Source organism: Paenibacillus validus NBRC 15382 (assembly GCF_004000985.1).
In the GTDB taxonomy this organism is placed as follows: domain Bacteria; phylum Bacillota; class Bacilli; order Paenibacillales; family NBRC-103111; genus Paenibacillus_G; species Paenibacillus_G validus.
On the sequence record NZ_BIMH01000004.1, the window covers coordinates 172,912 to 189,332 of the forward strand.

A 16,421-nucleotide genomic window follows, 5' to 3' on the forward strand; every position below is an offset into this window, starting at 1 on the left:
CTCACCATCCCATCTTCGGAAATACATCTCTAAGTTTGATATAGGTCTCCAGGTATACGTCGTACACCTGCCGGTAAACCTCTTGGTTTGTTGGGTTGGGCGTTTGCTCGCGCTGGATGCGGACCGTCTTGCTCACCGCATCCTCACAATCCCGATACACTCCCGTTCCGACACCTGCCAAGATGGCTGCGCCTAACGTGGCGGCGGAATCCGAAGAAGGAATACGGAACGCTTTGCCTGTAATATCCGCTTTAATTTGCGTCCACAGCTCACTGTTCGCGGCCCCGCCGACACTATGCAGCGTATGCACGGGTACGCCGCTTTGCTCGGCCGTCTTTAAATTATGCTGCAGGGACAACGCGCACCCTTCCATAATCGCTCGAATCATATGCCCTTTGGTCTTGTCGAAAGACAAGCCGATAAAGACGCCCTTCGCGTCAGGGTCCCAAATCGGCGAACGCTCCCCGGCCATATACGGCAGGAAAACAAGCCCTTCGCTTCCCGGTCTGATCCGGGAAGCTGCTTCGTTGGCATACCGGAAAAAATCGGACTCGGTTCCCCCGAATTCCCGCTTCATCCAGTTCAAGCTGCCGCCTCCGACCGTTCCCCCCTGCAGAATCCACCTGTCTTTAACAACGTGACAGCTTAATATCAGCTTCTCGTTCTTAACCGGACGGTCCATGACAATACTCATGCCCCCGGCCTGGCCCCCCTGCTCCTGCACTTCCCCGGCATAGACCGCTCCGGCTCCCAAGGTTGCACAGTCCTTGTTCGAACAACCGCTGCGTCCCCTCTTCGACATTCGGACAGCCGGTAAGCCGTTCCACTTCATCGCCGCTTGGAAGCAAAATGTCGGTATGCTGCAAGACAGGGCCGTACCAACCGATCCATTTGCGATCCAAGGCAAGCTCGGGTCTAAGATTCGGATCAAACGTCACGATCCCTCCGCCGCGCTTGACTACACGGACCGCTTCATAGCAAAGTTCCCTGATCGAATCGTTGATGGTCAGGCTGGTGCCGCTGAGGTGCAGCGCCTTCGTCCCCTGCATAAATTGGAGGTCTATGGGCCAAGGGATCTCCACGGCCGCTGAATCGTTCATATGGAACAGAAAGTCCCGCGAGCCGTCGTCGGAATAAGTGACAAACGCCATCCCCGTCGTCTTGGCATCGCTCCGGTACACGTGCGCACACTGAATTCCATCCTTCATCAGCCGATCCGTGAGGCAGCGTCCGAACGCATCCTGCCCGACCGCTCCAATGATTCCACAGCTTAAGCCCAATTTGGCGACGGCGTCGATAAATATAGCCGGCGCGCCGCTCGGATAAGGGCCTGCGAACATCGCTGGCTCCGAAAGCGGAACATTCGTCTCCGTTCGCATGATCTCGACGAGCAGCTCTCCGATTGTATATACGTGCTCCATGAACTCACCTCTTATGGCAGTCTGACGACGCCTTTGATCACGGCTTGATCCCGTTTCCCTTCCAATAGCCCGGTCACATCCTCCAGGGAGAGCTCGGATATAATCGGATCAAGTTCGAATTGCCCGGATTCGATCATGCGGATCGCCCGAACTTGCGTGTCCGGATACGTAAAGGAACCGATGATCCGCAGCTCTTTACGGAACACCTCGAACGGCTCGATCGCAACGGCTTTATTCTCCGGATACGCTGCGAATAACAGGATGTCCCCGCCGCGTTTCGTTGCTTTCATGCATTGCATGAGGACATCGCCGGCGCCGGCGCAATCGACCGTCACGTCCAGATCGATTAATTCCTTGATTTTGTGCTTCTCGTTTACGGGGTCTATCGTTCGGAAGCCAAGCTTCTCCGCCACATTCCGTTTAATCGCCTGCGGCTCGACGAGCGTAACCTCGCTGGCTCCCTGCAGCCGCATCGCCTGCAGCATCAACTGACCGATAAAGCCGCCGCCGAAAACAGCCCCGCGATAGCCCGCCTTGACTTGCAGCCGGTCAAGTCCGTGAAGTACGCACGAAACCGGTTCGGCTAAACAAGCCTTAAGCGGGTCAGTCCCCGGCTTCATCTTGTAAATCAGCTCCTCGGGAACCGCGCAGTACACGGAAAGTCCTCCGTTCACATCAACGCCCAGCGCCGTCATGCCGCTGCATAAATGCGGCACCCCTTCCAAACAAGAAACGCAGTTGCCGCACCACCGGTTCGGATTGACCGAAACAAAGTCTCCGACCGCCGTGTGACGAATGTCTTTGCCGATTTGCTCCACGACCCCTGCGAATTCATGCCCGATGGTAACGGGAAAGGATGCCGGGTAGGTGCCGTGGTAAATATGCCGGTCCGTGCCGCAAATCCCGCAAGCGTAAACTTTCACCAGCACCTCCCGGTCTCCAATATGCGGGCGCTCGACATGCCGATATTCCATGACTCCCGGTTGATGAAGCAGCAGGGCTGCAAACGTTTCTGTGCTCATTTGACGCCTCCCATGGTCATTCCTTGCACCAAATATTTTTGAATGCAGATGCCGAATATGATTACCGGAAGAATAACCATCGTTCCTGCAGCTGCCACCTCACCCCATCGGATTCCCTCAAAGGTGATAAAGCTGGTAATCGCGACCGTCGCCGTCTTGGTCTTGTCACCCGTAAGGATTAACGAGTACAAGAACTCATTCCAGGACATGATGAATGAAAATATACTTGCCGCGGCAATCCCCGGAGCGGACAACGGTATAGTGACTTTAATAAAAGCCATTAACCGGGATACCCCGTCAATTCTTGCCGCGTCCTCCAGGTCAACCGAGATGCTTTCGAAATAACTGCGCATCATCCATAAGATGAACGAAAGGCTGAACGTCATATAAATAAGGACGAGTCCCAAGGTCGTATCCAGCAAATTGAATTGCTTGAACACCAGGTAAAAAGGCAGTATGACCATAATCGGCGGCGCCATTCGGGTAGAAAGCACCCAGAACGCGAAGTCCTCTTTCTTGCGCATCGGGAAACGCACCAGCGCATAGGCAGCCGGAATACCGATCAGCAAACTGAACAACGTGCTCAGGAAACCGACTTTGACGCTGTTGAAGTAATAATGTAAGAAAGAACCGTCTTCCAGCACCTTGGAGTAGTTGGTATACGTAGGTGTGAATATGAACTTGGGCGGCAAGCTGAACGCGTCCACCCGCGTTTTTAAAGACGTCATCACCAGCCACAGGATCGGGAACACAAATGCGGCAATCATCGCCCATAGCAGGATGTTAAAAATAACGTCTTGAACCTTTCTAGGCACGAATGATCACCCCTTTCTAGCTAAATTAATGACAAATTTCGAGATCGTCGTAATGATGAACAGCATCGTTAAACCCAAGGATGCGGCATAACCTACATTCATGAAATTGAAGCCGGTCAAATACCCGAACATATTCAACGTCTCCGTTGCGGTTCCAGGTCCGCCCTTCGTCATCACGTAGATCGTATCGAACCACCGGAACAAATCCATAAACCGGAAGACGAAGGCTATGACCAGATAAGGTTGAATAAGCGGCAGCGTCAAATGCACGAACTTCTGAACGCTGGAAGCGCCATCCACCGTCGCCGCTTCATAGGGCTCATCCGGAAGCGATTGAAGCCCCGCAAGGACGACAAGCGCCACGAACGGCGTCCATTCCCAAACATCTACGGCAATAACCGCCCAGATCGCCGTCTTCTCGCCCGCCAGCCATGCCTGCGGTGCGAATCCGAGCTGCCCTAACGTATAATTAATGATCCCGAATTGAGGGTCAAACATCATCACCCAGATTAACCCGACAACGACGGGAGTCGTGATCGTCGGAAGCAAGAACAGCGTCTTGGCGAGACCGCTGCCGAAAAACTTTCTCGACATGAGGAGTGCAAGCGCGGCCCCCAGAATCATTTCAATGAAGATCGAAGAGAGCATGAAGGTGAACGTGGTAGACAACGACCCCCAAAAGCGGGAATCGTTAAGCATGAACCAATAGTTGCCTACTCCTGTAAAATGCTTATTATAGGGCTCCGATAAGAAGTAATGCTGCGTGCTTGTAAATAAAGCATAGACGGTCGGAAAAACCGTTACAGCCAGCAAAAATATAAAAATGGGGGCCACCAGCAGTTTAGGGGCGGAATCCGTCTCCAGCGAAAATAACAACTTCAGTCTTTTTTTGGATAACATTATGCGGATCGAACCTCCATCATACCGGGCGGCACCTTATCGGAACCGCCCACCCGAATCCTTCATTATTTAAAGTATTGTTCGATATCCTTCTGCGCTGCGTCGAGCGCCTCTTTGGCATTCCGGTTGACCAGCACTTCGCTTACCGCGATGCCCAGACGGTCGCCCATTCTTTTCCATTCCTTGATTCTCGGACGATAATCGGGATTTGCTTTATCCATGCTTTGCACCGTTACGTCAATCCAGCCCGGGTAATTGTACTTGTTGCGGAAGCTCTGGTCTTCCCACACGGATTTCCGGGTGGCGTCGCCGCGCATGCCGTCAATTGCCGTTTTGAGCTGAATCTCCTTGCTGGTCGCCCAGGACATAAATTGGAAGGCGGCCTCTTGATGCTTGGAGCCTTTCGGGATCACAAGACCCGCCGTATAGACGCTCGGAGAGCTGCCGGCCGGACCGCTCGGAACAGGAGCATATCCGATCTTGCCTACAACCTTCGAGTTTTCAGGGCTTTCCAGCCTGGATGCGAAGTTTGTGGCATCGATCGCCATAGCCACGGTGCCCTGCTGAACCGCCAGCTGCACTTGGTCCCAACTGAAGTTGGAGGCGCCCGGAGGGGCAGAATTTTTCAGCAGCTCCGCATAAACCTCGGTTGCCTTAATCGCTTCGGGGCTATTGACGACCGGTTTGCCGTCTACCAGCCATTTGCCGCCGAACGCGTTATAGAATCCGGCCCAAACATAAATGTTCATGCCTTCTCCGCGCATTCCGCGCAGCGCGATCCCGTATTTGCCGTCTTTCGTTAATGCTTTCGCCGTTGTGACAAGCTCGTCAATCGTTCCCGGAGGCTTCGTAATTCCGGCCTTCTCGAACATTTCTTTGTTGTACATCAGCATCGTGCTCTCGCCGTAGAAAGGCAGTCCGTACGTTTTGTTGTCCGTTTTGAAAGCATTAAGAAATCCTTCAAGGAAATCCTTCGATTGCACGGTGGCTTCGTTTTTGGCGATCATGTCATCCAGGGGTGCTACCCAGCCGGCCTTGGCATATTGCGTAGTGAACATCATATCCATCATAACGACGTCATATTGATCGGAATTGGAAGCAAGCGCCAGCTCCGTCTTGGAATGCAGTTCTTCTTGCGGCAAAATATCAAATTTGACCTTAATACCGGTTTGCTTCTCGAAATCGGGCAGCATGGCTTTAATCGCATCTACGGCCGTATGCTGCTGCATGGCAGCGGTAATCGTCACCGCCTGCTTCGCTTCCCCCTCTTTGGCAGCACCGCCGCCTTCACTCTGACCGCCGGCGGAACAAGCGGCAAGCAGTCCGGACATGACCATCATTCCTGATAAAGCAAAGGCTGATTTGCTTTTCCATGTTTTGCTCATTTTTTCATCTTCCCCTTTTAGAAAGTTATTAGGACGATTCCAAACGTTTGGTCCAGCACCGCGTATGTTTTTATCATCACCTCCCACAAGATTAAAATAAGAAACGCGCCAATCTACAAAGGCTTGACCGTTACCTGCCGCAGCATCTCCTGCATGCCGGCTGCATGCACGTGCCCGGCAATCGGATATAAGGCGTTGGAAGCGGCGGCGGCGGTTCCCCATGCAACGGCTTCGATCATGCTGGACGCTGCAGGCTTATCCCCGAGAAGATCGAGAAAGTTGGCTGTCCCCCCCACCAAAGCGTCCCCGCAGCCTACCGTATTCACCGCATCAATAACGGGCGGCAGAACCTGCCATGCCTGATTCTCCGATACGACGAGCGATCCGTCTTTGTCCAGGGAAACGACTACCCATGAGATGCCTTGGGCGATCAGGGTTCTGGCCATATGGATTACGCTTTCGGCACTGTCCGCGCGTTGACCGGTCAATTGGGCCAATTCGTCCCGATTAGGTTTAAGAAGGAAGGGAGCGCTTTCAATTGCTGCACGTAAGCTCTCTCCGCTGGAATCGAGAATCGTGAGCGCCCCCGCCTCCTTCGCAGCCTGGATAAGCTCCGCATAAGCGTGAATCTGAAGACCTCTCGGCAAACTGCCCGAAAAACTGATCACGCTGCTCTTGGCCGCCAAATCCTTCACTTTGACCTTCATCTCTTGCCATTCAACCGCGCTAATCTCAGGGCCGGGCTCTAAAATCTCGGTTTGGGTTCCCAAACTTTGATCGATGATGTTGAATGCTTCCCGGGTTTGACCGGTTACCCAGACGGGATCGCTTGCAATTCCTCTGGCGCGCAATTGCTGATCGACGAATCGCCCCGTGTCTCCGCCGAGGAAACCGGAAGCGGTTACATCGGAACCCAATAAACGCGCAACCTTGGCCACGTTATTGCCTTTCCCTCCAGGCTCGGCGGCAATTTCCGCAACGCGGTTCACGCTGTTTATCCGGAAACGTTCGATATAATGAACTTTGTCTATAGCGGCATTTAAAGTAATGGTTGTAATCATCAAATCATCCCCTATGAAGTCGCTCACTTGAACAATGAAAATATGTTTCGTAATCATATGTTTTTAGTTTCGTTTTATTTCGATTTAATTCAATGATATTTCGTTTAATTATTTTTGTCAATCCTTACTTTGCAAATTTTACAATTCGAAAACGCAGGTATATGATGCGAGCAAAAAAACTTGATGGCTCCAAGGCTGCCGGCATTCCTTAGACAAAAAAATGCCCCTGTCTGCGTCAGCAGCCCTAAACGGGGCTATTGACAACAGAAGGGGCTTGGGAAGCAGCTCAAGTCCGCGGCAAGAAGCTGTCGCTTTGCCGGATGTTACCTGACGTATTTGTTAAAATCAACGGCAAACTCGACATAATAACTGGTGTTGCTCTTATCGAACACCTTCAGCACAGCCGGCTTGGTGAAATCAATCTCGCTGACAGGAAAGTTCGCCAGTTTGTACCGGCTGTAATACTCATCGACCGATACGTCGGTCGGCTCAATCACTTTGTTTCCTTGTACCAACACGACGGCAAACCCTTTGGCGAATCCTTTATAAAAATTAACATGAAAACCGAGCTTATTGTAATCGATGTACTTTTTCGCCGTCGCTGCATCGATGAGCTTGTCTTCCTTATAGTAGGATAAGCCTGAGGCTGACGCTACCATCTCGTACGGCGGTTCAATGTTGGCCTCGTATACAAGCGGGCTTTCGTATTCGCTCTTCTTGGGCGGCGAATAGGTCACAGGAAGCATAAAGGGCTTGCCGCATTCCAGCAAACAGCTCTTCCCCAGCGCAATCGCCTCTTTGATCTTCGCGTCGTCGATTGCGTATATATACGCCGGCTTGACGGCGGCAGCCGGCGGGGCCGATTGCTGCTGCGGCGCAGCTTGTGTATTCTCCTTATTGGGCGCCTCGGTTTGTGGAGCGTTCGCTATCACGGGTTCTTGTTTCGGAGTCGGGACGGACTGACTTGCGGTTTGCACGGCAGGCGCTTTCTTGGAGTCGGTGACGATAATAAACGCGACAACACCCCATACGCCGAGTACGACCAAAGCGAGAAAAGATAGTACATATTTCATTGCATTGCATCCCCCAAGTTGTTAGTTACGTTACATTATTAGTTCGTAAACCCTATTGACTTTCCTACGAGCTATTATATAGGAGTAACTTAAAAAATCAATATATGCGATATTCATAATTTCATCCGTTTCCATAAAAATCCATGACGATGTATTGATTAATCGTCATGAAAGCGCTACAATATAAGAAGCATATCTCAAATTTATACTTCATCTTAATCCTCATAAGAAGGGAATTGATTAGCAATGCCCCCACTGAAAACTTATGAAGGTTTTAAAGAAAGGTTCGAAGAGATGCAGGATTTGTCTTTCGATTGCTACCGAACCGATCCTCAGTTGTTTGGCATTATTGATAGCTTAGTCAGGCTCGGCGGTATGCTAACCGAATCAGCTCCGGAAACTTATGTTCGCAGTCAATTGGAAACGGCCTACAACGGCTTGAAGAAGTATAAGGAAGAACGGATGAGCAGCCTTTAGCGCTGCTCTTTTTGTTTGTGTCTCCGGCATTTGCATGCTGAAATACATTTGGTATCATGATATAGGGACGACTCATGACGAGGAGAGGTTCGAATGAAAGCCTTACTACTGAAAGCCCCCGGTAAACCGGATACGCTAACCGTATCGGAATTACCGGTGCCGGAACCGGGTCCGGGAGAAATTCGGGTGCGGGTTCGCGCAGCAAGCTTGAATCCCATTGATTATAAAGTTTCACTGAACGGGCATCCCGACTGGGTCTACCCTTTCGTGCTCGGCGTGGATGTGGCCGGGGTCGTCGATACCGTCGGTGAAGGCGTCACGCAGTGGTCGCCCGGAGACCGCGTGGTGTATCACGGCAGCTTCGTTAAGCCGGGAGGCTATGCGGAGTACAGCGTCACCAAGGCGCACACGGCTGCTTCCATTCCTGAGGGCATATCGTTCGTGGAAGCCGCAGCTTTTCCTTGTGCGGGATTGACGGCTTATCAAGCACTGCAAAGAAAAATGCGTCTCCAGGCGGGCCAATCCATCCTGGTGCACGCCGGAGCCGGGGGTGTCGGCGGCTATGCGATTCAATTGGCGCGGACGTTCGGCTCTTCCACCATCATCACCACGACTTCCCCTGCCAACTTTGAATATGTGAAGAGCCTCGGAGCGCACTTGGCGATCGATTACAACCATGAGAACGTACGCGAAAGGGTCATGGAGGCGACTAACGGCCTTGGCGTGGATTGTATCCTCAATTCGATCAATCGAAGTACGGCCCAGGAGGATTTATCCATGCTGTCATTCGGAGGACAACTGGCTTGCATCGCCGGCGCTCCGGAAACGGTTGCCGACTTCCAGCCGTCCCACCAAACGTTCACGGTTCACAAAATGATGCTGGGTGGAGCACATGTATCCGGAGATGTCCGAGCCGAGCAAGAGCTTGGCCAAATGGCGGCCGAATTCATGGAGCTGATGACAGCTAAGAAGGTGGAGCCGATGGTAACGGAAGTCATCTCGCTGAAGGATGTGCCGGAGGCGCTGATCCGCTTATCGCAAAGACATGTCAGAGGCAAAATTGTAGCGGAGCTGTAAGCTCAGCCTGCCGGAGAAGGGTGTCCGGGACAAGCGTCCTGAGCCCTTCTTTTTTACTTTAGAAAAGGTTAGGGCGTGATTTTGTTGTTTCTGTTGAAAAAGTTTGCCTTTTGGCTCTCGATCATTAGCCTTGTCATAGGCTTAAACAACTACTGGGGAAATGACGATAAGAACATTCTCCTTATTGGACTTAACCCGTTCTTGAATTCCGTTGCATATACAGAGCCATTGCGACATTGGATATTCGATTATGATAGTGCGAAACTGGCTGCCGACAGTGCAAGTATCCGGGTTCGGTTTCCTGCTTACCTGATCCATGTCAGCTCTTTCTTCTTGGCAGGACTTATCATCGATTTTCTAATCTACCTGTTCAAACGCAAACAAACTTTTAAATAGGTTGGTTAGCACGTTTATTGTTCCATCCGGTCTCCGGAAGATCCCGTCTCACACCTGGGCGCTCTGTTTCCTTAGTCGGGTTCTCCGGTTTACTTTCCTATCATATAATCATTCTATGCCGATCAGCTCCTTCCAATTTTATTATGAAATCTCATATAACGAATGTAGGGGGAATCCAGTAATGGCTGCCATTATGATTGTTGACGACTCAGCGTTCATGCGGCTTATATTGAAAGATATGATACAAAAGTCGGGACACCGGTTGGCCGGGGAAGCGGAGAACGGCTGGACAGCGGTTCAAACTTACCGGGAGGTCGATCCGGATTTAGTCATCATGAACATCATCATGCCGGACTTAAACGGAATCGAGGCTCTCAAAAAAATAAAGAGCATCCATCCTTCTGCAAAAGTCGTGATGTGCTCCGCCATGGGAAATCAATATTATGTCATCGAATCCATTCAGGCGGGAGCGATCGATTTTATTATGAAACCGTTTGATGAGGCCAGAATGATTCATGCCATTCATAAAGCTCTCAGCTAGCAGGCAGGAAAAAATAACTATAGTTATTTTTCAACTGGCAAGCCGAGGGTGATTCCGGTTATTATGGGATCAAATAGGGATTAAATAGGAGCTGCATCAGATTTGGATCCAATGAAAAGCGGTAAATTAAAAGGTAAAATAGCACTCGTTACAGGCGCAAGCCGGAGTGCTGGAATTGGGGCGGCTATTTGTAAAGCGCTGGCTGGCGAAGGAGCCGATATTTTTTTTACATACTGGGTCGGCTATGATGAACAAATGCCATGGGGCGGCAATAGCGCGGAACAAGAGCAGCTAAGAAAAGAGATTCTCCGGCTTGGCGTTCGCTGCGAACATGCGATGGCCGATCTTGCCGATGTAAGAAGCATCCCTCACATCCTGAATCAGGTCGAGGAAGCTCTCGGAAAGCCGGCCATCCTTATTAATAACGCTTGCTATTCCGTGAATGATAATGCGGATACGATTACAGCAGAATCGTTAGACGCCCATTATGCGATTAACATAAGGGCCGTGACCTTGTTAAGCGTGGAATTTGCAAGAAGGTTTAATCAAGGCACCGGAGGAAGAATCATCAATATGACTTCCGGTCAATCTCTCGGCCCTATGGTCGGCGAGCTTTCGTATGCCGCGACGAAAGGGGCTATAGAAGCTTTGACCCGAACTTTGGCAGCAGAGATCGGGTCAAAAGGCATTACGGTTAATGCCGTTAATCCCGGGCCGACCGATACGGGCTGGATGACGCCGGAAGTGCGGCGGGAGCTTGCCGGCCGTTCCCCTTTGGGCCGAGTAGGCCTGCCTCAAGACGCGGCGAGCCTCATCGCTTTTCTGGCGACGGAAGACGCCGGGTGGATGACCGGTCAAATCTTCCATTCCGATGGTGGATTTCAATGAGATAAAGAGAATGGCATAACCCTACGGCCACATCTGCCCGTGGTACGACATGTCCCAGAACATGTACTCGAACCGGGTCGTGTTCAAGAAGACCGTCTCCAGCTTCGCCAGCTCGGCTTCGGTCTTCCCGGCCGCGAGCGTATCGAGCAGGTCGATGCACCAGCCCGCCAATTCGCCATACTCCGGCGAGCTGTACATCCGGATCCATTCGCCGTACAGCTCATGTTCGGCCGCGCCGGGTATGGCGTTCAGTTCTTTGCCGATCTCCCAATACCCCCACATGCACGGCAGCAAGGCTGCCACCAACTCCGCGAGCGAACCTTTCTGCGCCTCATGCAGCATGTAATGCGTATACGCGAGCGTAATCGGCGAAGGCTCCGCCTCCTCCAGCTCGTCTTCCGAAATGCCGAAGCGAGCGGCGTAACTGCGGTGCAGCGCCATCTCATCGTGCAAGGTTGCATGCAGGAGCGCCGCAAACTTGCCCATCGTCCCGAGGTCTGCCGCTTTCACGGCGCCCAGCGCGAACAGCTTCGAGTACTCGATCAAATACAAGTAATCTTGAATCATATAAAACCTGAACTTCTCTTTCGCCAGCGTCCCGTTCCCCAGCTCTTGAACGAACGGATGATCGTGGTTTTGACGCCAAATCGGCCTCAGCTTTTGCTGCAAACGCTCTGAAAATTTCATGGCTAATCCCCTCCTGGACTTCCGGCACCGGCTTGTTGGTTGGATTGACATACAAAAAACCACTCTCCGCCGTGAAAGTGGTTGAACATGTCACCCTAAATTGTAACATATCGATCGGGAAGAAGAAAATTTTATCAAACGATGTCAAACTCGATCCTGGCTGCATATATATAGGAGGGTTCATTTTTAATGATGAAGGAGCTGGCATTGTGGTAGAAACAACGGCAAGAGATGTACGTGAGGAAAAGGAATACGCAGAACGTGTATTGGATGACATGGGCTTGAATCAGATTGCCAACTGGCTGCGTGTGCTGCCCGAGGACCGATGGGAGGAATTGTTCGTCTTCTACTGGCCGACGCTGGCCAGGAAATGCGGCATCCGGACCTAATATCTTCTACATAAACACGCTCGTTTGCGCCGTCCGGCGCCTGCGGCTTGCCGGGCTTCCTCCGCAGAAGATGCGTCCGGCAAAGCCGCTTTTTTGTGTCGCCTGGCTGCCGCTAAAGCGTCCATTCGCCCGCAAGCAGCACGTAAAGCTCCATCAAGAACGCCTCCGCCGATACGAAACGGAGTTCGGCTTCGAGCTCCAGCTTGGCGGCCAGCCGCCCGGCGATCTCCGCGGCCAGAGCGTCGCGCTTGATTCGCGTCAGCGACGGAATCCGTTCCACGTAGGCGGACAGCAGCAGCCAGTCTTCGCGCTCCACCCGTCTGCGCTGCAGCTCCGTTAACGAAAGGTTGGGACGACCGGCCATCTCACGCTGATTCAGCCATTTCTCCGTTTGGCGGCGTCGATGCAGCTGTTCCCGGCGCGTGTCGCGCACAACGAGCGTGCCGGCGGCGAGATCGCCCAGCCTTTTATCCATCGGATGGAAAAAGATCCACAGCCCTCCCAGAAAATATAACCAAGGCAAGAAATCGATAAGCCGGAAAAAATTGCGGATGATCGCGGACAAGAAGGTGACCGGTTGGCCATTCTCTTGAATGACGCGCAACCCCAACTGCTTCTTGCCTACCGTCTGGCCGTTCATATAATACTCGGCTAACACGAAGTACCCGCCGCTCAGCACCGAACTGAACACGATGATAAAGGCGAGTGCATATTCGCCCGGCATATCGTTCACGCCGATGCCCATGACCATGAGCGCCAGCCCGATCAGCAGGCACACCGCGCCGAATACGAGCATCAACAGCAGCACGTCGATCAGTTGTGCGGCCGTGCGGCTGCCGAGTCCGGCTGTACGGAATTGCAGCCGCACGTGCTCCGGCGTGACAACCGTCGCTTCCCGGTTATAGCTATCGTTCATTTCCCCACTCTCCTTCTTCTATTCATTGTGGTAGTATGAACTTATCGTCTTGAAGGAGGATGCTCCGTCTTATGGATATTCAGTACTTTATTCGTGAGCATAAGCCCGTTTGGTCCGAATTGGAACAGATGCTCGAGCCGTTCGAGCGAAGCAAGCGGACGGTGCAGGCGATGCAGATCGATCGTTTGACACTGCTTTACAAAACCGCCTCGGCGCATCTGGCGTTCGCACAAACGTACTACCCGGGCGACGAAATCGTCCCCTTCCTGAATCAGCTCGTTTCGCGCGCGCATCAGGCGCTCTTTGCCGGGCAGCGCCAGCCGGCCGGCCGGCTGGCCGACTTTTTTAAAAGGCAGTTTATCGGCTTCGTGCTGGAGCGCAGACGGTTCATCGCCGCAGCCCTCCTGCTGTTCATCATCGGCGGACTTTCCGGCTTTCTCGCCGTTTGGTCCGATCCGTTGAATTTGTACACGGTAATTCCCGCTCAAATCGCGGAAAGCATCAATCCGCATCAAGTCGGACGGGGCCACGACGATCTCCAGAGCGCGGTCATGTCCTCGACGATCATGACCAACAACATCCGCGTCGCCGTGCTGGCGTTTGTCAGCGGTATTACGTTCGGCCTATTAACCGTCTACTTGCTGCTCTACAACGGCCTCTTGATCGGCGCCTTAACCGCCGTGTTTTGGCAGTCCGGCAACAGCTATAGGTTTTGGGCCTACATCCTGCCACACGGCATCATTGAGCTGGCCGCTATTTTTATCGCCGGGGGCGCCGGTTTGTATATGGGCTACCGGATGATTAACCCGGGACCGTATACGCGTAAATATATGTTCCTGCGCTCCGTAAAAGAATCGGCGCTGCTGCTCGTCGGTACGATCCCGCTGTTCGTCATCGCCGGTATCATCGAAGGGTACATCACCCCGTCCGGACTTTCGCTCGAAGCGAAGTACGCCTTCGCCGGGTTAACGCTGCTTGCGCTGGCCGTGTACGTCCTCTACGGCATCGCGAACGGGCGCAAGCTGCTGTTGGACGAAACTTCGCACGGATTTCACGCGCCGGACGTACAGCCGGAGCCGAAGCGCTCACCCGTCTAATTCGGCCGACGGTTTCGAGGCGCCTACAGCCTGTCGCCGGCCTTCACGTCCAAGTACCGGTTGACGGCCGTCCAAGCGAGCTCGCCAACCGGGACGTCGACCACATCGATGCCCCCGGACGCCATCTCAGCCGCGTACGCTTGACGCTCCAACGTCATCTTGTGCGCCAAGCTTTTGACGAAAGCTTCGCGTTTGCCGCCCGTCTCCATGTTCGTCCAACGGTGCAGCGCCTCGTCCCGAAGCCCGAGCAGCAGCAGGAGGTGCTGCTTTTGCATGCGCAGCAGCAGCGGACGGAGCTGGTCCTCGTACATATAATTGTCCATGTCGGAGAACAGCACGGTCAAGCTGCGCTTCTTCTGCACACGCATTAGATGATGCAGGGCGGAGGCGTAGCTGGACTCCGCAAAATCGCTTTGCAGGTGGAAGAGCGCTTCCGTAATCGCCTGCAGATGGCCGGTACCCGTGCCGGGCGGCACGTAAGCTTTAACCCGGTTCGAGAAAGCCATCACCGCGACTTTATCCCCCTGCTTCAAGGCCACGGCCGCCAGCGACAGCGCCGCTTCGAGCGTCGCATCAAGCTTCGCGCGTCCGTCCAGTTCTACGCCCATCATGCGCCCGCAATCCAGCATAATCGTGACGACCTTCCCGCGCTCGGGCCGAAACACGTTCGTCATCAGGGCCCGGGACCGGGCCGACGCCCGCCAGTTGATCAGGCGCGTGTCATCGCCCTCCACATACTCGCGAATCATGTGAAACTCCGACCCGGCACGTTCCTTGCGGAACACCCGTTTCCCCTCCAAAATCAATTGATGCTGCACGGAAGCCAATATACCGCGAGCACCCGACATGTCCGGATAAATGCGAATGTCCTGCGCAACCGGCGCAACCAGCTGTTTCGCCCAAAGTCCAAGCGACCCGCGAATACGCAATCGGGCAAACCGGAACTTATGAATCCCGCGCTCGCGTCCGCAAGTCGTATACAGGATCTCGGCCGATCTCCCCTGCCAGTCGGCAGCAAGCGATTCGACCGGCACGGCAAGGAACGACTGCGGCACATCGTCGGCAAGCTCAAGCCGCAGCGAAACCGGCCGGTCCGTCTCGACGCGCACCGCAACTTCGAAAGGCGCGTCCCGGTCCGCATGGCTCGGCAGATCGCGGCTCACCCGGACATGCCTTCTGCGCGGAAGCAGCGACAGGTCCAGCACGGATGCGCCGAGCAGCGCGCCGTTGACGAGCAAGAAGGCCGCTGCGCCCGCGCCGAGCGCATACCCGGCAGCGATCAACGCCGCGCCGCTGGCGGCGGCGACCGCCATGCGGGGCGTCGGTACGATCATGCGCCGCTGTATCGCATCAGCGAGGGACCGGAATCGAGGCCAACGTTTCCTGGATGAAGTGGTCACTCGTCTCTCCCTCCAATTCAATCTGCGGCGTCAGCAGCAGCCGGTGCCGGAGCGCCGGTCCGGCTACCGTCTTGATGTCGTCCGGCGTCACATAGCGGCGGCCGTCGAGCAGCGCCCATGCCCGCGAGGCCATCAGCATCGCAATCCCCGCACGGGGACTTGCGCCAAGCTGCAGCCTTTTATCCTCCCGCGTCTTGCGGATCAGGGCGGCGATGTAGCCGATCAGCGCGTCCTGAACCACGACATGCGGCAGTTCAGCCCGCAGCGCCTTGAACTCTTCGAGCGACAACACTGCCTCTTGCGGCTGTTCCTGCACTGCGTAGAACGGCTTGTGGCCTTTCAATATGTTCAATTCCGCCTCCAGCGACGGATACGACACCGTTAATTTGAACAAAAACCGGTCGAGCTGCGCCTCCGGCAGCGGATACGTGCCTTCGTACTCCACCGGATTTTGCGTGGCGACGACAAAAAAAGGATCGGGCAGCGGATAGGTCGTGCCTTGAATCGTCACCTGCCGTTCCTCCATCGCCTCCAGCAGCGCCGCTTGCGTCTTGGGCGGCGTACGGTTGATTTCGTCGGCCAGCAGCAAATTCGTAAATACCGGCCCCCGTATCGTCTGAAACTCGTTGTCCCTCATATTAAAGATTGCGCTGCCGGTCATATCGCCCGGCATCATATCCGGCGTAAATTGAACCCGGCTGAACGACCCCTCCGTCAAATCGGCGAGCGTGCGCACCATCTTCGTTTTCCCAAGCCCCGGAACCCCTTCCAGGAGCACGTGGCCTCCGGCCAAAAAAGCGGTCAGCAGCAGGCGGATATTCGTCTGCTGTCCGATCACGATTCGTTCCATTTGCTGCAGCAGCTGTTGCATCGAAC

18 protein-coding genes are annotated in these 16,421 nt (G+C 53.8%); 6 read left to right on the forward strand and 12 right to left on the reverse strand.

What is annotated here, in order from left to right:
- Position 1: 1 nt before the first annotated feature.
- The 8 genes from PVA01S_RS04975 to PVA01S_RS05010 all read right to left on the reverse strand — a co-directional run bounded on the left by PVA01S_RS04975 (position 2) and on the right by PVA01S_RS05010 (position 7,677).
- Positions 2-694, reverse strand: a complete 693-nt coding sequence (locus PVA01S_RS04975) for a xylulokinase (protein WP_244932897.1) — start codon at positions 692-694, stop codon at positions 2-4.
- Complete coding sequence (locus PVA01S_RS27145; RefSeq protein WP_127605652.1) at positions 666-1,421, reverse strand: sugar kinase; 756 nt, start codon at positions 1,419-1,421, stop codon at positions 666-668. Before PVA01S_RS27145 ends, PVA01S_RS04975 begins: the two co-directional genes overlap by 29 nt.
- Before the next feature lie 11 nt (positions 1,422-1,432).
- Positions 1,433-2,443: an alcohol dehydrogenase catalytic domain-containing protein gene (locus PVA01S_RS04985; protein ID WP_127605654.1), complete on the reverse strand. Its 1,011-nt coding sequence runs from the start codon at positions 2,441-2,443 to the stop codon at positions 1,433-1,435.
- Positions 2,440-3,258: a carbohydrate ABC transporter permease gene (locus PVA01S_RS04990; RefSeq protein WP_054795283.1), complete on the reverse strand. Its 819-nt coding sequence runs from the start codon at positions 3,256-3,258 to the stop codon at positions 2,440-2,442. The genes PVA01S_RS04985 and PVA01S_RS04990 overlap by 4 nt, the downstream gene beginning before the upstream one ends.
- A gap of 6 nt (positions 3,259-3,264) precedes the next feature.
- Complete coding sequence (locus tag PVA01S_RS04995; RefSeq protein WP_155614238.1) at positions 3,265-4,158, reverse strand: carbohydrate ABC transporter permease; 894 nt, start codon at positions 4,156-4,158, stop codon at positions 3,265-3,267.
- 65 nt (positions 4,159-4,223) lie between these two features.
- On the reverse strand, positions 4,224-5,543 hold the full coding sequence (locus PVA01S_RS05000; protein WP_127605657.1) for an ABC transporter substrate-binding protein: 1,320 nt from the start codon (positions 5,541-5,543) through the stop codon (positions 4,224-4,226).
- A gap of 113 nt (positions 5,544-5,656) precedes the next feature.
- The gene (locus tag PVA01S_RS05005; protein ID WP_054795300.1) at positions 5,657-6,604 is read right to left on the reverse strand and encodes a 1-phosphofructokinase family hexose kinase; all 948 of its coding nucleotides are present in this window, start codon (positions 6,602-6,604) and stop codon (positions 5,657-5,659) included.
- A 323-nt stretch (positions 6,605-6,927) separates the two neighbouring features.
- A complete protein-coding gene (locus PVA01S_RS05010; RefSeq protein ID WP_127605661.1) occupies positions 6,928-7,677 on the reverse strand; it encodes a hypothetical protein in 750 nt (249 codons plus the stop codon).
- Between the two features lie 246 nt (positions 7,678-7,923).
- Here PVA01S_RS05010 and PVA01S_RS05015 point away from each other — a divergent pair, with 246 nt between their 5' ends.
- The 4 genes from PVA01S_RS05015 to PVA01S_RS05030 all read left to right on the forward strand — a co-directional run bounded on the left by PVA01S_RS05015 (position 7,924) and on the right by PVA01S_RS05030 (position 11,056).
- Complete coding sequence (locus PVA01S_RS05015) at positions 7,924-8,154, forward strand: hypothetical protein (protein ID WP_054799049.1); 231 nt, start codon at positions 7,924-7,926, stop codon at positions 8,152-8,154.
- Positions 8,155-8,247: 93 nt separating this feature from the next.
- The gene (locus PVA01S_RS05020) at positions 8,248-9,231 is read left to right on the forward strand and encodes a zinc-binding dehydrogenase (RefSeq protein ID WP_127605663.1); all 984 of its coding nucleotides are present in this window, start codon (positions 8,248-8,250) and stop codon (positions 9,229-9,231) included.
- Between the two features lie 577 nt (positions 9,232-9,808).
- Positions 9,809-10,168 carry a response regulator gene (locus tag PVA01S_RS05025; RefSeq protein ID WP_127605665.1) on the forward strand — a complete coding sequence of 120 codons (360 nt, stop codon included), beginning with the start codon at positions 9,809-9,811 and terminating at the stop codon, positions 10,166-10,168.
- Between the two features lie 111 nt (positions 10,169-10,279).
- A complete protein-coding gene (locus PVA01S_RS05030; protein ID WP_127605731.1) occupies positions 10,280-11,056 on the forward strand; it encodes an SDR family oxidoreductase in 777 nt (258 codons plus the stop codon).
- Positions 11,057-11,077: 21 nt separating this feature from the next.
- Here the strand turns inward: PVA01S_RS05030 and tenA are convergent, their stop codons facing one another.
- Positions 11,078-11,743 (reverse strand): thiaminase II, encoded by a 666-nt coding sequence (gene tenA / locus PVA01S_RS05035; RefSeq protein WP_127605667.1) that lies wholly within the window; start codon positions 11,741-11,743, stop codon positions 11,078-11,080.
- 209 nt (positions 11,744-11,952) lie between these two features.
- Between tenA and PVA01S_RS05040 the strand changes: the two genes are divergently transcribed.
- Positions 11,953-12,132 (forward strand): hypothetical protein, encoded by a 180-nt coding sequence (locus tag PVA01S_RS05040; RefSeq protein ID WP_127605668.1) that lies wholly within the window; start codon positions 11,953-11,955, stop codon positions 12,130-12,132.
- Positions 12,133-12,244: 112 nt separating this feature from the next.
- Here PVA01S_RS05040 and PVA01S_RS05045 read toward each other — a convergent pair whose 3' ends face one another.
- Complete coding sequence (locus PVA01S_RS05045; RefSeq protein ID WP_127605670.1) at positions 12,245-13,048, reverse strand: RDD family protein; 804 nt, start codon at positions 13,046-13,048, stop codon at positions 12,245-12,247.
- Between the two features lie 71 nt (positions 13,049-13,119).
- On the opposite strand from PVA01S_RS05045, the gene PVA01S_RS05050 reads away from it, so the two are divergent.
- Positions 13,120-14,145, forward strand: a complete 1,026-nt coding sequence (locus PVA01S_RS05050) for a stage II sporulation protein M (RefSeq protein ID WP_127605672.1) — start codon at positions 13,120-13,122, stop codon at positions 14,143-14,145.
- A gap of 23 nt (positions 14,146-14,168) precedes the next feature.
- Here PVA01S_RS05050 and PVA01S_RS05055 read toward each other — a convergent pair whose 3' ends face one another.
- Both PVA01S_RS05055 and PVA01S_RS05060 read right to left on the reverse strand, forming a co-directional pair.
- Positions 14,169-15,545, reverse strand: coding sequence for a DUF58 domain-containing protein (locus PVA01S_RS05055; RefSeq protein WP_244932898.1), 1,377 nt, complete (start codon positions 15,543-15,545; stop codon positions 14,169-14,171).
- Positions 15,496-16,416, reverse strand: coding sequence for an AAA family ATPase (locus tag PVA01S_RS05060; RefSeq protein WP_127605674.1), 921 nt, complete (start codon positions 16,414-16,416; stop codon positions 15,496-15,498). Before PVA01S_RS05060 ends, PVA01S_RS05055 begins: the two co-directional genes overlap by 50 nt.
- Positions 16,417-16,421 lie beyond the last annotated feature (5 nt).

Excerpts from the sequence above, each read along its gene's own strand:
- tenA (WP_127605667.1), bottom strand. The coding sequence starts at position 11,743 with ATGAAATTTTCAGAGCGTTTGCAGCAAAAGCTGAGGCCGATTTGGCGT.
- PVA01S_RS05005 (WP_054795300.1), bottom strand. The coding sequence starts at position 6,604 with ATGATTACAACCATTACTTTAAATGCCGCTATAGACAAAGTTCATTAT.
- PVA01S_RS05045 (WP_127605670.1), bottom strand. The coding sequence starts at position 13,048 with ATGAACGATAGCTATAACCGGGAAGCGACGGTTGTCACGCCGGAGCAC.
- PVA01S_RS04995 (WP_155614238.1), bottom strand. The coding sequence starts at position 4,158 with ATGTTATCCAAAAAAAGACTGAAGTTGTTATTTTCGCTGGAGACGGAT.
- PVA01S_RS05025 (WP_127605665.1), top strand. The coding sequence starts at position 9,809 with ATGGCTGCCATTATGATTGTTGACGACTCAGCGTTCATGCGGCTTATA.
- PVA01S_RS05020 (WP_127605663.1), top strand. The coding sequence starts at position 8,248 with ATGAAAGCCTTACTACTGAAAGCCCCCGGTAAACCGGATACGCTAACC.
- PVA01S_RS04975 (WP_244932897.1), bottom strand. The coding sequence starts at position 694 with ATGAGTATTGTCATGGACCGTCCGGTTAAGAACGAGAAGCTGATATTA.
- PVA01S_RS05060 (WP_127605674.1), bottom strand. The coding sequence starts at position 16,416 with ATGCAACAGCTGCTGCAGCAAATGGAACGAATCGTGATCGGACAGCAG.
- PVA01S_RS05010 (WP_127605661.1), bottom strand. The coding sequence starts at position 7,677 with ATGAAATATGTACTATCTTTTCTCGCTTTGGTCGTACTCGGCGTATGG.
- PVA01S_RS04985 (WP_127605654.1), bottom strand. The coding sequence starts at position 2,443 with ATGAGCACAGAAACGTTTGCAGCCCTGCTGCTTCATCAACCGGGAGTC.
- PVA01S_RS05015 (WP_054799049.1), top strand. The coding sequence starts at position 7,924 with ATGCCCCCACTGAAAACTTATGAAGGTTTTAAAGAAAGGTTCGAAGAG.
- PVA01S_RS27145 (WP_127605652.1), bottom strand. The coding sequence starts at position 1,421 with ATGGAGCACGTATATACAATCGGAGAGCTGCTCGTCGAGATCATGCGA.
- PVA01S_RS05000 (WP_127605657.1), bottom strand. The coding sequence starts at position 5,543 with ATGAGCAAAACATGGAAAAGCAAATCAGCCTTTGCTTTATCAGGAATG.
- PVA01S_RS05030 (WP_127605731.1), top strand. The coding sequence starts at position 10,280 with ATGAAAAGCGGTAAATTAAAAGGTAAAATAGCACTCGTTACAGGCGCA.
- PVA01S_RS05050 (WP_127605672.1), top strand. The coding sequence starts at position 13,120 with ATGGATATTCAGTACTTTATTCGTGAGCATAAGCCCGTTTGGTCCGAA.